Source organism: Mycobacterium sp. NGS58 (genome assembly GCF_059812385.1).
The window spans coordinates 241,397-255,512 of sequence record NZ_JCALCO010000001.1; the positions used below are offsets into that span (position 1 = coordinate 241,397).

Genomic DNA, 14,116 nt, shown 5'->3' on the forward strand with positions numbered 1-14,116 from the left:
GGCGCCCATGACCAGAGTCGTGCTGTCCATCGGCTCCAATTTGGGCGACCGGCTGGGGCGGCTGCAGTCGGTGGTCGACGGGCTGGGGGAGTTGGTGCTCGCCGTGTCACCGGTGTACGAGACCGACCCGTGGGGCCGGGTCGATCAGGCACCATTCCTCAATGCGGTGCTGATCGCCGACGACCCGGAGTGCGACGGGCAGGGCTGGCTGCGCCGGGCGCAGGAGTTCGAGCGCGCGGCGGGCCGGGTGCGCGGCGAGCGCTGGGGACCGCGCACCCTCGACGTCGACCTGATCGCCTGTTATGGCCCGACCGAGCTGATCTCGCGGGAGAACAACCTGACGTTGCCGCATCCGCTGGCTCACCTACGGGCGTTCGTGCTCATCCCATGGCTGGATGTCGACCCGGAAGCCCGGCTGACGCTGGCCGACGGCCCGCAGCCCGTCGCCGACCTGCTCGCCCAGCTGGACGCGGCCGACCGGGACGGCGTGCGGCCGACCGCCCTATCGCTTCGCCCGAACGGGAACCGGCCGGCCGGCCGGGGGCCGACGAGCTGATGGGGCCCACCCGCAAGCGTGACCTGACGGCCGCGGTGGTCGGTGCGGCCGTCGTGGGGTATTTGCTGGTCAATGGGCTCTACCGGTGGTTTCCGCCGATCACAGTGTGGACCGGCCTGTCGCTGCTCGCGGTGGCCATCGCCGAGGCGCTGTGGGCGCGCTACGTGCGAGCCAGGATCAACGAGGGCGAAATCGGATCCGGTCCGGGTTGGCTGCACCCGCTTGCGGTGGCGCGCAGCCTGATAGTCGCCAAGGCCTCGGCCTGGGTTGGCGCGTTGATGCTCGGCTGGTGGGTGGGCATCTTGGTGTACTTCCTGCCCCGCAAATCTTGGTTGCGCGCTGCTGCCGAGGACACCTCCGGGACGGTGGTGGCCGCCGTCAGCGCACTGGCGCTCGTGGTTGCCGCACTCTGGCTGCAACATTGCTGCAAGTCGCCGCCGGATTCGACGGAGCACGGCGAGGGGGCGGAAAGCTAGCCCCGCGCCCGCGATTGCCGGCAACGGGCGGGCGGTTAACGCCCGCGGCCTTGCGGTTAACCCGCGCGAGAATCGCCGAAGCCGCGCGACACGCGGATTGACCTCGCACAGGTACTCTCAGGCCATGACCGTTCTGTCCCGCGGCGCTCGAGTCCGGCGCGGCGGCCGCAGGCCGGGGTGGGTGCTCTTGACGGCGTTGCTGGTCCTCGCGATGGGGGCCAGTTCCGCATTGGTTTTCACCAATCGGGTGGAACTTCTCAAGCTCGCTGTAATCCTGGCGCTGTGGGCCGCAGTCGCCGGTGCCTTCGTTTCCGTGCTCTACCGCCGCCAAAGTGACGCCGATCAGTCCCGGGTCCGCGACCTCAAGCTGGTGTACGACCTGCAGCTGGACCGGGAGATCTCGGCCAGGCGCGAATACGAGCTGACCGTCGAGTCGCAACTGCGTCGCGAGCTGGCCTCCGAGCTGCGCGCTCAGGCCGCCGACGATCTCGCCGAGTTGCGCGCGGAACTTTCCGCGTTGCGGACCAGCCTGGAAATCTTGTTCGACACCGACCTCGCGCACCGTCCGGCCCTCGGCGGCACGCAGGACTCCGAGCCGCAACCGGAGCGCGCGTACAGCGAGTGGGATCGCAACGGAGATAACCCCCGCGATACCGCCGTCGACTGGGTGCCCAGTGACCGCGTGACGTCGGTGCCGCAGGAGAACACCGGCCGCACCGACGACGCCATCATCGACGTGCCCGAGGAACCGCTGGTTGCCCCGCGGCAGCAGCCGCCGCCCCGCCGGGAACGGGTGCAAAACCACTACGAGCCGGCGCCGGATCCCGCGTACGCCCAGGACCCCGCCTACGCCGAAGCGTCCCCCTATGCGGGACCTGCGGAGCCGCGGTTCGAGCCTCGCCTGCCACCGCCGCCGGCCGCGCCGGCGGCACAGTTCCAACCGGAACCCCAACCGCAGCGCGAACCAGAACCGTCGCCAGAACCGCAACCACAGCCGCGGGCGCAGTGGCCGGGGCAGGGTTGGCAGCCGGCCGGCGCGGAAGGCCAGTGGTTGCCGCCGGGCGCGCCGGGTAGCAATTGGGCCGGCACCGGTTCGAGTGCGGACTCGGCCGGTGGGCGGCGGCGTGCCCGGCATTCGGGCGTCGACGAAGCCTCGGATGGCCCGCCCGTCGAGCCGGTGCCCCCGCCGCCGTACGGAGACTCCGGCCGCCGGGTACGGTCTCGCCACTCGGCGGAGTACCGCGACTACCCAGTGAGTAACTTCTCGCCCACTGGCGAACCGTCGCCCGGACCATCCGGCGCGCCGCCCCCGCCCGCTGCCGCGACGCCGCCACCCCCACCGCCGGCTCCGCCGGAGCACCCGGGCCCATCTGCAGGCGCGCCACCGCCACGCCTGGCCCCGCCACCGACACCGGAGCAGGCGCCCCGGCACGGCGGTGACCCGCAGCTAGAGGACCCTCAGGGCACGGGAGAAGCGACTCCCACGGGGGGCCAGTCGGTGGCCGACCTGCTGGCCCGCCTCCAGGTGCAGCCCTCCCAAGGCGGCCGGCGACGTCGTCGCGAAAGCTGAGCTGGGAGCTTCCTCACATTGGGTAATACCTGGTAATCGACTACAGTCGTAGTGACCGAACGGTACCCACCAGGTGGGACCGGAACGAAACAAGATATCTGTGAGGTCGTCTGCGATGGTGCAGCTCGACGGTTTGCGCCCGGCTCGGCTCAAGGTGGGAATCATCTCGGCCGGCCGCGTCGGCACCGCTCTCGGTGTCGCGCTGGAGCGCGCGGACCATGTCGTGGTGGCGTGTAGCGCCATCTCCCATGCGTCGCGGCAGCGCGCGCAACGCCGGCTGCCCGATACGCCGGTGGCACCACCACCGGACGTGGCCGCCGGTGCCGAGTTGTTGCTGCTCGCGGTTCCCGACAGCGAACTCGCCGGCCTGGTATCAGGGCTGGCCGCGACGTCGGCGGTGCGGCCCGGAACCATCGTGGTCCACACATCCGGTGCCAACGGGATCGGCGTTCTCGAGCCGCTGGCCCGTGACGGCTGCATCCCGCTCGCGATTCACCCGGCGATGACGTTCACCGGCTCGGATGAAGACATCAGCAGGCTGGCGGATTCCTGCTTCGGCGTCACCGCGGCCGACGAAATCGGATACGCGATCGGCCAATCGCTGGTCCTGGAGATGGGCGGCGAACCGTTCTGCGTCGCCGAGGAGGCCCGCGTCCTGTACCACGCGGCCCTCGCCCACGCCGGCAACCACATCGTGACCGTGCTCGCCGACGCGCTGGACGCGCTGCGCGCCGCACTGCGCGGGAGCGAACTGCTCGGCCAGCAGACCGTCGACGACCAGCCGGGCGGCATCGCCGAACGCATCATCGGACCGCTGGTCAGGGCCGCGCTGGAGAACACCCTGCAGCGCGGCCAGGCGGCGCTCACCGGTCCGGTCGCGCGTGGCGATGCTGCCGCGGTCGCGGCCCATCTGGCCGCACTGGGACAAGTCGGGCCGGAGTTGGCGCAGGCGTACCGGGTGAACGCCCTGCGCACCGCCCAGCGGGCGCATGCCCCCAAGGACGTCGTGGAGGTGCTGGCGCCATGAGACCCGGCAAGCCTCCGGCCTTCACGGCGGGCGAACTCAACCTTTACTCGGGCCCACGCGATGTTGCCGACATCAGCCGCGCCCTGCGCCACACCGGGCGCCGGGTGATGTTGGTGCCGACCATGGGTGCACTGCACGACGGACACCTGGCGTTGGTGCGCGCGGCCAAGCGGGTGCCCGGCGCGGTGGTGGTGGTGTCGATCTTCGTCAATCCACTGCAGTTCGGCGCCGGCGAGGACCTCGACGCCTATCCCCGGACCCTGGACGACGACGTCGCACTGCTGCGCGCCGACGGCGTCGAAATCGTGTTCGCCCCAACCGCCGCCGCGATGTATCCCGACGGTCTGCGCACGACAGTGCAGCCGGGCCCGCTGGCCGCCGAGCTCGAGGGCGCTGTCCGGCCGACCCACTTCGCCGGAATGCTGACTGTCGTGTGCAAGCTGCTGCAGATCGTGCGGCCGGACCGAATCTTCTTCGGGGAGAAGGACTATCAGCAGCTGGTGATGGTCCGTCAGATGGTCGTCGACCTCAACATCGACGCGCAGGTCGTCGGGGTGCCGACCGTCCGGGAATCCGACGGCCTGGCGATGTCGTCGCGCAACCGCTACCTGAACCCCACGCAACGCGAACTGGCCGTGACGCTTTCGGCCGCGCTGACCGCCGGTGCGCATGCCGCGCACGACGGCGGTGCTGCCGCGCTGGCCGCGGCCCGCGCGGTGCTCGACGCCGTGCCCGACCTCACGGTCGATTACCTCGAGCTGCGCGACGCCGGTCTCGGCCCGGCGCCCACCCACGGTTCGGCCCGGCTGCTGGTCGCGGCCCGGCTGGGCACCACCAGGCTGCTGGACAACATCGAAATGCAGATCGAAACACCCGCCGGCACCGCTGGGCCGGACGGACACCACGAATACGCCCAATCACCTTGGAGGAATTGATGCGCAGGACGATGCTCAAGTCGAAGATCCACCGGGCCACCGTCACGCAGGCCGACCTGCACTACGTGGGCTCGGTGACCATCGACGCGGATCTGATGGACGCCGCGGACCTGCTCGAGGGTGAACAGGTCACCATCGTCGACGTCGACAACGGCGCCCGGCTGGTCACCTACGCGATCACCGGCGAACGCGGCAGCGGTGTGATCGGAATCAACGGTGCGGCAGCACATCTCGTCCACCCGGGTGACCTGGTGATCCTGATCGCCTACGGGACCATGGAAGACGCCGAGGCGCGCGCCTACAAGCCGCGGATCGTCTTCGTCGACGCCGACAACAAGCAGGTCGACCTGGGCAGCGATCCGGCGTTCGTACCGGACGATGCGGCCGAGCTACTCGATCCCCGGATCGTTGCGCGGTAGCCGTGCTGCTGGCGATCGACGTCCGTAACACCCATACCGTCGTCGGGCTGATCTCGGGATCCAAAGAGCACGCAAACGTCGTGCAGCAATGGCGGATTCGCACCGAAGCCGAGATCACCGCCGATGAGTTGGCGCTGACCATCGACGGTCTCATCGGCGACGATTCGGAGCGGCTCACCGGCGCCGCGGCGCTGTCGACCGTCCCCTCGGTGCTGCACGAGGTGCGGATCATGCTCGACCAGTACTGGCCGTCGGTGCCGCACGTGCTCATCGAGCCCGGGGTGCGCACCGGCATCCCGCTGCTCGTCGACAACCCCAAGGAAGTCGGCGCCGACCGAATCGTCAACTGCCTGGCCGCTTTTCACCGGTTCAACCGCCCCGCCATCGTCATCGACTTCGGATCCTCGATCTGTGTGGACGTGGTGTCGGCCAAGGGTGAGTTCCTCGGCGGCGCCATCGCGCCGGGCTTGCAGGTGTCCTCCGATGCCGCCGCGGCCCGCTCGGCCGCCCTGCGGCGGGTGGAATTGACCCGTCCCCGTTCGGTGGTCGGCAAGAACACCGTCGAGTGCATGCAGGCGGGGGCCGTATTCGGTTTCGCCGGGCTGGTCGACGGTTTGGTCGGGCGCATCCGCGAGGATGTAGACGGCTTTGCCGGCGACGACGTCGCGATCGTCGCCACCGGCCACACCGCACCGCTGTTGCTGCCCGAGTTGCAGACCGTCAGCCACTACGACCAGCACCTGACTCTGCACGGGCTGCGGCTGATCTTCGAACGCAACCGCGATGCGCAGCGCGGCCGGCTGAAGACGGCACGCTGACACTCCCGCGCCGCGGCGCACAGGCAAAGCCGTCGGCGCACCCTCAAAGCGCGTTCCTTTAAGCTGGCACGTCGTGAGTGCCGACGACCTAGACATTCCCGAGCAGTACCGAATTCGCCGCGATAAGCGCTCTCGGCTGCTCGCCGAGGGGCACGACCCCTACCCCGTCGCGGTCGAACGCACCCACACGCTGGCGCAGGTCCGCGCGGCCCATCCCGACCTGGCTGTCGACACCGCGACCGATGACATCGTCGGCGTCGCAGGCCGGGTGATCTTCGCCCGCAACTCCGGCAAACTCTGCTTCGCGACGCTGCAGGAGGGCGACGGCACCAGCCTGCAGGTGATGATCAGCCTCGACAAGGTCGGCCGGCAGTCCCTCGATGCCTGGAAGGCCGACGTCGACCTCGGCGACATCGTCTACGTGCACGGCAACGTGATCAGCTCGCGACGGGGCGAATTGTCCGTGCAGGCCGACTCCTGGCAGATGGCGTCCAAGTCGCTGCGTCCGCTGCCCGTCGCGCACAAGGAGATGAGCGAAGAGGCGCGCGTACGGCAGCGCTACGTCGACCTAATCGTGCGACCGCAGGCGCGCACGGTGGCACGGCAGCGGATCGCCGTCATCCGCGCGCTACGCAGCGCTTTGGAACGCCGTGGGTTTCTCGAAGTCGAAACCCCAATGTTGCAGACGCTGGCCGGTGGCGCGGCCGCGCGGCCGTTCATCACACATTCCAATGCACTCGACATCGATCTCTACTTGAGGATCGCACCGGAACTGTTCCTGAAGCGCTGCGTCGTCGGTGGATTCGACCGGGTTTTCGAACTAAATCGAGTGTTCCGAAACGAAGGTGCGGATTCCACCCATTCTCCGGAATTTTCCATGCTGGAGACCTACCAGGCGTACGGAACCTATGACGATTCGGCAGTAGTGACGCGCGAGCTTATTCAAGAGGTAGCCGATGAGGCGATCGGAACCCGACAACTCCCGCTTCCCGACGGCAGCGTCTACGACATAGACGGAGAATGGGCTTCCATACAAATGTACCCGTCATTGTCTGCGGCACTCGGTGAAGAGATCACGCCCGCGACCTCGGTCGAACAGTTGCTCGGAATCGCCGATCGGCTCGGCGTCGAGATTCCCGCTGACCGGGGCTACGGACACGGAAAGATCGTAGAGGAACTGTGGGAGCACACCGTGGGCAACGCGCTGGTCGCACCGACGTTCGTGAGGGATTTCCCGGTCGAGACAACGCCTTTGACGCGCCAGCACCGTAGCATCGCGGGCGTCACCGAGAAGTGGGACCTTTATCTGCGCGGAGTCGAATTGGCCACCGGCTATTCCGAATTGAACGACCCCGTCGTGCAGCGCGAGAGGTTCGCCGCGCAGGCGCGCGCGGCCGCCGCCGGCGACGATGAGGCCATGGTGCTCGACGAAGATTTTCTTGCCGCGCTCGAGTATGCGATGCCGCCATGCACCGGAACGGGAATGGGCATCGACAGGTTGTTGATGACATTGACTGGACTGTCAATTCGAGAGACTGTTTTGTTCCCGATTGTTAGGCCCCAGTTGTAGTTGAAAGTCTCAATGTGCGGCTTCCGTACAGATTGAGTATGCTGCACTGCTATGGCACATTGGTGGCCCGGGGAGGTTTGATCCGATCTGCTCAGTAACTGCTCAGGACGAAATGCGAGGATAAGCCAATGGCAAAAAAAGTGACCGTCACCCTGGTCGATGATTTCGACGGTGCCGGCGCGGCCGACGAAACGGTGGAATTCGGGCTTGACGGAGTCACCTACGAGATTGATCTTTCGTCCAAGAATGCCGCGAAACTGCGTGGCGATCTGAAGCAGTGGGTGGAAGCCGGCCGCCGCGTCGGGGGCCGGCGGCGTGGCCGTTCCGGGTCGGGACGCGGCCGCGGCGCGATCGACCGTGAGCAGAGCGCCGCCATTCGCGAATGGGCCCGCCGCAACGGGCACAACGTGTCGACGCGGGGCCGCATCCCGGCCGACGTGATCGACGCGTTCCACGCAGCCACCTAGCCGTCCGCAAACCGGCGCCCGGACTCACGTCCCAGGCGCCGGTTTGTCATTTCGCTGGGCGCGAAACAATCGTCGGGCGGCCCGGGGAAACGAATTGGAACACCGCAACGTTTCTTCAGATATGGCGGGCAACGCCGCAGGCAGTCGCAGGTGAGACCGGCCCAGGAAGGACCGGGCGGGTCCGCGGCGAAGAACGGCCGCCAAGGTTAGGCCCGCCGGCAAGCCGACCACTACAGTGGAGACAGGTACGCGATTCCGGCCACAGGGACCGGCACTGGGCCGCTAACAGGTTTGTACCGATGTGAGGGAGAGCAGGTAACCCGATGTTTGAAAGATTCACCGACCGAGCACGGCGGGTCGTCGTCCTGGCGCAAGAAGAGGCCCGGATGCTCAACCACAACTACATCGGCACCGAGCACATCCTGCTGGGATTGATCCACGAGGGTGAGGGCGTCGCGGCGAAGTCGCTCGAGTCACTTGGCATCTCGCTCGAGGGCGTTCGCAGCCAGGTCGAGGAAATCATCGGCCAGGGTCAGCAGGCCCCGTCGGGACACATTCCGTTCACGCCCCGCGCCAAGAAGGTTCTCGAACTCAGTCTGCGCGAGGCGCTGCAGCTCGGCCACAACTACATCGGCACCGAGCACATCTTGCTGGGCCTGATCCGTGAGGGTGAGGGCGTGGCCGCGCAGGTGCTGGTGAAGCTGGGCGCCGAACTGACCCGGGTGCGCCAGCAGGTGATCCAGTTGTTGAGTGGCTACCAGGGCAAGGAAGCCGCCGAGGCCGGCACCGGCGGGCGCGGTGGCGAATCCGGCAGCCCGTCCACGTCCCTGGTGCTCGACCAGTTCGGCCGCAACCTGACAGCCGCCGCGATGGAAGGCAAGCTGGACCCGGTCATCGGCCGCGAGAAGGAAATCGAGCGGGTGATGCAGGTGCTGAGCCGGCGCACCAAGAACAACCCGGTGCTGATCGGTGAGCCGGGTGTCGGTAAGACCGCCGTCGTCGAGGGCCTGGCGCAGGCGATCGTGCATGGCCAGGTTCCCGAGACGCTCAAGGACAAGCAGCTCTACACGCTGGACCTGGGTTCACTGGTGGCCGGTAGCCGCTACCGGGGTGACTTCGAGGAGCGCCTGAAGAAGGTGCTCAAGGAGATCAACACCCGCGGCGACATCATCCTGTTCATCGACGAGCTGCACACCCTGGTCGGCGCCGGCGCCGCCGAGGGCGCGATCGATGCCGCGAGCATCCTCAAGCCCAAGCTGGCCCGCGGCGAGCTGCAGACCATCGGCGCCACCACGCTCGACGAGTACCGCAAGTACATCGAGAAGGATGCCGCGCTGGAGCGCCGCTTCCAGCCGGTCCAGGTGGGTGAGCCGACCGTGGAGCACACCATCGAGATCCTCAAGGGTTTGCGCGACCGCTACGAGGCGCACCACCGCGTGTCGATCACCGACGGCGCGATGGTGGCCGCGGCCACCCTGGCCGACCGCTACATCAACGACCGGTTCCTGCCGGACAAGGCGATCGACCTGATCGACGAGGCGGGCGCCCGGATGCGGATCCGGCGGATGACCGCGCCGCCAGACCTGCGCGAGTTCGACGAGAAGATCGCCGAGGCGCGCCGGGAGAAGGAATCGGCGATAGACGCCCAGGACTTCGAGAAGGCGGCCAGCCTGCGCGATCGCGAGAAGCAACTGGTCGGCCAGCGTGCCGAGCGCGAAAAGCAATGGCGCTCAGGTGATCTCGATGTGGTCGCCGAGGTGGACGACAACGAGATCGCCGAGGTGCTCGGTAACTGGACCGGTATCCCGGTGTTCAAGCTCACCGAGGCCGAGACCACCCGGCTGCTGCGCATGGAGGACGAGCTGCACAAGCGGATCATCGGCCAGGAGGACGCCGTCAAGGCCGTCTCCAAGGCGATCCGCCGCACCCGCGCGGGGCTGAAAGACCCCAAGCGCCCGTCGGGTTCGTTCATCTTCGCCGGCCCGTCCGGTGTGGGGAAGACCGAGCTGTCCAAGGCATTGGCCAACTTCCTGTTCGGCGACGACGACGCTCTCATCCAGATCGACATGGGCGAGTTCCACGACCGGTTCACCGCGTCGCGGCTGTTCGGCGCGCCCCCGGGATACGTCGGCTACGAGGAGGGGGGCCAGCTGACCGAGAAGGTGCGGCGCAAGCCGTTCTCGGTGGTGCTGTTCGACGAGATCGAAAAGGCCCACCAGGAGATCTACAACAGCCTGTTGCAGGTCCTCGAGGACGGCCGGCTCACCGACGGCCAGGGCCGCACGGTCGACTTCAAGAACACCGTGCTGATCTTCACCTCGAACCTCGGCACCTCGGACATCTCGAAGCCGGTCGGCCTGGGCTTCACCCAGAGCGGCGGTGACAACAACTACGAGCGGATGAAGCAGAAGGTCAACGACGAGCTGAAGAAGCACTTCCGCCCGGAGTTCCTGAACCGCATCGACGACATCATCGTCTTCCACCAGCTGACCAAGGACGAGATCATCCGGATGGTCGACCTCATGATCACCCGGGTCGCCACCCAGCTCAAGAGCAAGGATATGGCCCTCGAGCTGACTGACAAGGCCAAGGCGTTGTTGGCCAAGCGCGGCTTCGACCCGGTGCTGGGTGCCCGCCCGCTGCGGCGCACCATCCAGCGCGAGATCGAGGACCAGCTCTCCGAGAAGATCCTCTTCGAGGAGGTCGGTCCGGGCCAGGTCGTCACGGTCGACGTGGACAACTGGGACGGCGAAAGCGCGGGCGAGGACGCGACCTTCACCTTCACCGGGACCCGCAAGCCGCCGGCCGAGCCGGACCTGGCCAAAGCCGGAGCGCACAGCGCCGCCGACCCGGGGCCGGACGTCCAGTAGCGAACAAGGGAAACGGGCGGTAGTCGATGTCGGACTACCGCCCGTTTTCGCTGCCCCCTACACTGACCGTTGTCACCGACGTGCAACGGAATCTGGTGAAAGTCCAGAACGGTCGCGCCACTGTCAAAAGTCAGACCCGCGGCTCGTCATACCCAGCGGGGACGCGTTATCCCCAGAAGGAGTCGATTGTGTCCCACCCGCAGCTAACCGGCAGCCGCACCCGATCGGTCGATCTGTCCGCGGCGCGCACCGCACTCTGGTTCGCGGCGACCGTCTTCCTCGCGTTGCTGGCGCTGTACTTCGTCGGTGTCGACCAGGGGGCGGTCTCGCTGTTCGGCAGCGATTCGCACGTGCACGAGTTCGTGCACGATGCACGGCACCTGCTCGGCTTCCCCTGCCACTGATCGCGTCTCGTGGAGAAACGCCTAATCGGGGGCGGCCTGCTCGCGGGCGCTGTCGGCGCGGTGCTGGCGTTCATTTTCGCCCGCGTGTGCGCCGAGCCCGTCATTGGCCGCGCGATCGCCTTTGAAGACGGCCGCACCGACGCCGAGAATGCCCACGGCGTGCACGAGCACGGCGCGGAGCTGTTCACCCGCGGCGTGCAATCGGGCCCCGGACTGGGATTCGGTGTGCTGATCTTCGGCCTTGCCATGGGGGCGCTGTTCGCAGTGCTGTTCAGCGTCGTCTATGCGCGGGCGGAAGTGGGCCGGCCGCAGCGGCTTTCGCTGCTGTTGGCGGCCGGCGCGTTCGGGGCGGTGTACGTGGTCCCGTTCGTGAAGTACCCGCCGAACCCACCGGCCGTCGGACAGGCCGACACGATCGGTGCGCGCACCGGCTGGTACCTGGTGCTGGTGCTGGTGTCGGTGGTGTTGGCGATCGCCGCGGTGTGGCTGGCGCGCCGCCTCGCCGCCCGGTTCGGTGCCTGGAGCGCGGGCCTGCTGGCGGCCGGAACCTATCTGGTGGCGATCGTGGTGGTGGCGATGCTGTTGCCGGCCGTGGACGAGACACCCGGACCGCTGCGCGACGCCGCGGGGACGATCATCTATCCGGGATTTCCCGCCGACGTGCTCTACGAGTTCAGGTTGCTGTCGCTGGCCACCCAGCTGGTGCTGTGGGCGGGGATCGGTCTGGTGTTCGCGACGATCAGCGGACGGCTGCTTTCGATACGCACCCGGCAGGCGGCGAGTATCGCGATGTGACCGGCGTCGTCCGGTTGACCCTGCTCTCCCATGGCATGACGGACGCCATGGCCGGCGGCCGTTTTCCCGCCGACGAACCGCTGAACGCGATCGGCCGCCGCCAGGTCGAGGCGATGGACGACGTCGGCGGCGCCGCACAGCGGCGGATGTCCGGGCCCGAGCGGCGCACCCGGCAGACCGCGAAACTGCTTGGCCTACAAGCCGAAACCGAGCCGCTGTTAGCCGATCTGGACTGCGGAAAGTGGCGCGGCGAGGCGCTTTCGGCCCTGCCACCGGATGAACTCGAGGTTTGGTTGAGCCGACCGGGCGCCGCGCCGCACGGCGGCGAGTCGATCGCCGACCTGATCCGAAGGGTGGGGCAGTGGCTGGAGTCGTTGATCGCCAATCCGTTACGCACGGTTGCGGTGACCCACCCGGCGGTGATCCGATCTGCGATCGTGGCGGCGCTGGACATCACCCCGGAATCGTTCTGGCGAATCGACGTCGAGCCGGTCAGCCGCGTTGTGATGCACTTCCGGGGTGGCCGTTGGACGCTGCGCCTCTGAGCCTCAGCGCGGGGCGATCAGCGCGAAGGCCTGCTTGGCGATTTTCAGCATCCAGCCGGTCACCGTCGGCCCGTGATCGCGCGGCCAGTTCAGCTGAAAGCTGACCACCCACGGCTGCTGTGTCTTGTCGACGGCATACCAGCTGAACGTCAGATCACCCGGCAGGCCACCGGCTTTCGCGCCGATATACGGCCAGACATTGTGGTCCAGCTGGATACCCGCGACCGCGGAGAGGATCTCGCGCACGGGTGCGGCCTTGCCCACCGCGTCGGCCTGCAGCGCCGCATGGACGCGACAGATGTCCTCGGCGCTGCCGTACCACTCGGCACCATAGGAGGATGCCGGCGAGTGGGCCCGCATCGGATCCGGGTCATACGGCGTCGAATTCGCCTGCTTTAGCAGCTGCGCGCGGACCTGCGGTGATCCATGCTCCCATTGGCTGCGCAGGTCTGGCCTGCCCCAGCCGACGGAGAACAACTCGTACATGGTGGGGAATGGGGTCATGCTGGCCGGATCGTGATGGCCTGCCGTGGCCAGCGCTTGCTCGATGGCGTGCGTGCCCATCTTGTCGATCAGCAAATCGGTCGCCATGTTGTCACTGGTGGCGATCATCTTCTCGGCGGCGGTGCGTACCGAAACATGCGCTCCCGCAGGCAAAGCCAGCCCTGACGAGCCGACTGCGCGGCTCTTAGCGGTGACCGTCAGCTGGTCATCCCAGGACACCGTTCCGTTCTTGATCGCGCCCGCGAGCGCGTGCAACACGTAAAGCTTGAAAATGGATGCCAGCGGCAAAGATTCGTGGGTGTTGGTGCCTGCCACCGGGTCGCAGTGCCCGTCGTCGACCTCGGCGACCTGATAGGAGTAGCGCGCACCCGTCTTGCCCAGCACCGCGTCGATGTCGTGCCAGGAGTTGATCGTGGGCGTCTGGGTGTCGAGATCGAACCGATCCACCCACCCGCCATCGTCGGTGTGAATCCGGATGCTTTGCCGGGCACCGTAGGACGAGGTCAGGTGCAGGGTCGCCACATTCGCGCCGAGGTCGACGCCGTCAAGGGCGAACGGACGGTCCCACCACAGCGCCTCCATGGTGGTTTCCACCGACTCGACCTTGTCGGGCGCGGCGAGGGTGCCCACTCCGACCGGGCCGATGGGCCAGTCCGAGTTGAGCATGTCCAGCGTCTGCTGGGCCCGGATCCCTGGCGGGGTGCGGATGTCGATCTGCCGTCCCGGATTCGCCGCGTTCGCCTGCGGGGAGGGGTTGGGGGCGCAACCGGGCGCCAGTGTCACTACCAAAGCGGCGGCCGCGCTCAGCGTCAATGCGCGGCGCCGGGCCGATCGCCCGCTAGCCAGCCTGCTTGTTGCCGGCAACGTCCATCACAACCTCGAATTCCAGCAGCGAAGCCCCGGTCGCCACCGGCTTCGCCCGCTCACCGGAGTGCGCTTCGATGGCGGGCCCCTGCGCCCACGCCTGGAATGCCTCTTCGGACTCCCACTGGGTCACCACGAAGTAGCGGTTCTCGCCCTTGATCGGGCGGAGCAGTTGAAAGCCGAGGAAGCCGGGCTGGTTGTCGACGGCGTGTGCCCGGTGGGCGAACCGCTTCTCCAGTTCCGGGCCGGCGTCGGCGGGTACTTCGATTGCGTTGATCTTCACCACTGGCGACATG

At 67.6% G+C, this 14,116-nt stretch carries 15 protein-coding genes; 13 read left to right on the forward strand and 2 right to left on the reverse strand.

Annotation, left to right across the window (positions count from 1 at the left end):
* The first annotated feature begins 7 nt into the window (after positions 1-7).
* The 13 genes from folK (at position 8) to AC5Y4H_RS01275 (ending at position 12,452) form a co-directional block, all read left to right on the forward strand.
* Positions 8-556, forward strand: a complete 549-nt coding sequence (gene folK, locus AC5Y4H_RS01215; RefSeq protein ID WP_499977837.1) for a 2-amino-4-hydroxy-6-hydroxymethyldihydropteridine diphosphokinase — start codon at positions 8-10, stop codon at positions 554-556.
* A complete protein-coding gene (locus AC5Y4H_RS01220; RefSeq protein WP_499977838.1) occupies positions 556-1,032 on the forward strand; it encodes a DUF3180 domain-containing protein in 477 nt (158 codons plus the stop codon). Before folK ends, AC5Y4H_RS01220 begins: the two co-directional genes overlap by 1 nt.
* A gap of 124 nt (positions 1,033-1,156) precedes the next feature.
* Positions 1,157-2,602 (forward strand): DUF6779 domain-containing protein, encoded by a 1,446-nt coding sequence (locus AC5Y4H_RS01225; protein WP_499977840.1) that lies wholly within the window; start codon positions 1,157-1,159, stop codon positions 2,600-2,602.
* 115 nt (positions 2,603-2,717) lie between these two features.
* Positions 2,718-3,629, forward strand: coding sequence for a Rossmann-like and DUF2520 domain-containing protein (locus AC5Y4H_RS01230; RefSeq protein ID WP_499977841.1), 912 nt, complete (start codon positions 2,718-2,720; stop codon positions 3,627-3,629).
* Complete coding sequence (gene panC, locus AC5Y4H_RS01235) at positions 3,626-4,564, forward strand: pantoate--beta-alanine ligase (protein WP_499977843.1); 939 nt, start codon at positions 3,626-3,628, stop codon at positions 4,562-4,564. The genes AC5Y4H_RS01230 and panC overlap by 4 nt, the downstream gene beginning before the upstream one ends.
* Positions 4,564-4,983, forward strand: a complete 420-nt coding sequence (gene panD, locus AC5Y4H_RS01240; protein WP_499977844.1) for an aspartate 1-decarboxylase — start codon at positions 4,564-4,566, stop codon at positions 4,981-4,983. Before panC ends, panD begins: the two co-directional genes overlap by 1 nt.
* A gap of 2 nt (positions 4,984-4,985) precedes the next feature.
* Positions 4,986-5,801, forward strand: coding sequence for a type III pantothenate kinase (locus AC5Y4H_RS01245; RefSeq protein ID WP_499977846.1), 816 nt, complete (start codon positions 4,986-4,988; stop codon positions 5,799-5,801).
* A gap of 73 nt (positions 5,802-5,874) precedes the next feature.
* The gene (gene lysS, locus AC5Y4H_RS01250) at positions 5,875-7,371 is read left to right on the forward strand and encodes a lysine--tRNA ligase (protein WP_499977847.1); all 1,497 of its coding nucleotides are present in this window, start codon (positions 5,875-5,877) and stop codon (positions 7,369-7,371) included.
* A gap of 128 nt (positions 7,372-7,499) precedes the next feature.
* Positions 7,500-7,838: a histone-like nucleoid-structuring protein Lsr2 gene (gene lsr2, locus AC5Y4H_RS01255; RefSeq protein WP_008263502.1), complete on the forward strand. Its 339-nt coding sequence runs from the start codon at positions 7,500-7,502 to the stop codon at positions 7,836-7,838.
* A 323-nt stretch (positions 7,839-8,161) separates the two neighbouring features.
* Positions 8,162-10,708, forward strand: a complete 2,547-nt coding sequence (gene clpC1 / locus AC5Y4H_RS01260) for an ATP-dependent protease ATP-binding subunit ClpC (RefSeq protein ID WP_499977848.1) — start codon at positions 8,162-8,164, stop codon at positions 10,706-10,708.
* A gap of 188 nt (positions 10,709-10,896) precedes the next feature.
* Positions 10,897-11,112, forward strand: coding sequence for a CbtB domain-containing protein (locus tag AC5Y4H_RS01265; protein ID WP_448295827.1), 216 nt, complete (start codon positions 10,897-10,899; stop codon positions 11,110-11,112).
* Between the two features lie 9 nt (positions 11,113-11,121).
* The gene (locus AC5Y4H_RS01270; RefSeq protein WP_499977850.1) at positions 11,122-11,907 is read left to right on the forward strand and encodes a CbtA family protein; all 786 of its coding nucleotides are present in this window, start codon (positions 11,122-11,124) and stop codon (positions 11,905-11,907) included.
* Complete coding sequence (locus AC5Y4H_RS01275) at positions 11,904-12,452, forward strand: histidine phosphatase family protein (RefSeq protein ID WP_499977851.1); 549 nt, start codon at positions 11,904-11,906, stop codon at positions 12,450-12,452. The genes AC5Y4H_RS01270 and AC5Y4H_RS01275 overlap by 4 nt, the downstream gene beginning before the upstream one ends.
* 3 nt (positions 12,453-12,455) lie before the next feature.
* Here the strand turns inward: AC5Y4H_RS01275 and AC5Y4H_RS01280 are convergent, their stop codons facing one another.
* Together AC5Y4H_RS01280 and mhuD are read right to left on the reverse strand one after the other, a co-directional pair.
* Complete coding sequence (locus AC5Y4H_RS01280) at positions 12,456-13,820, reverse strand: serine hydrolase (protein ID WP_499977852.1); 1,365 nt, start codon at positions 13,818-13,820, stop codon at positions 12,456-12,458.
* Positions 13,795-14,115, reverse strand: coding sequence for a mycobilin-forming heme oxygenase MhuD (gene mhuD, locus AC5Y4H_RS01285; protein ID WP_007772332.1), 321 nt, complete (start codon positions 14,113-14,115; stop codon positions 13,795-13,797). The genes AC5Y4H_RS01280 and mhuD overlap by 26 nt, the downstream gene beginning before the upstream one ends.
* Position 14,116: the final 1 nt, after the last annotated feature.

Excerpts from the sequence above, each read along its gene's own strand:
- folK (WP_499977837.1), top strand. The coding sequence starts at position 8 with ATGACCAGAGTCGTGCTGTCCATCGGCTCCAATTTGGGCGACCGGCTG.
- lsr2 (WP_008263502.1), top strand. The coding sequence starts at position 7,500 with ATGGCAAAAAAAGTGACCGTCACCCTGGTCGATGATTTCGACGGTGCC.
- mhuD (WP_007772332.1), bottom strand. The coding sequence starts at position 14,115 with ATGTCGCCAGTGGTGAAGATCAACGCAATCGAAGTACCCGCCGACGCC.
- panD (WP_499977844.1), top strand. The coding sequence starts at position 4,564 with ATGCGCAGGACGATGCTCAAGTCGAAGATCCACCGGGCCACCGTCACG.
- AC5Y4H_RS01220 (WP_499977838.1), top strand. The coding sequence starts at position 556 with ATGGGGCCCACCCGCAAGCGTGACCTGACGGCCGCGGTGGTCGGTGCG.
- panC (WP_499977843.1), top strand. The coding sequence starts at position 3,626 with ATGAGACCCGGCAAGCCTCCGGCCTTCACGGCGGGCGAACTCAACCTT.
- AC5Y4H_RS01225 (WP_499977840.1), top strand. The coding sequence starts at position 1,157 with ATGACCGTTCTGTCCCGCGGCGCTCGAGTCCGGCGCGGCGGCCGCAGG.
- clpC1 (WP_499977848.1), top strand. The coding sequence starts at position 8,162 with ATGTTTGAAAGATTCACCGACCGAGCACGGCGGGTCGTCGTCCTGGCG.
- AC5Y4H_RS01230 (WP_499977841.1), top strand. The coding sequence starts at position 2,718 with ATGGTGCAGCTCGACGGTTTGCGCCCGGCTCGGCTCAAGGTGGGAATC.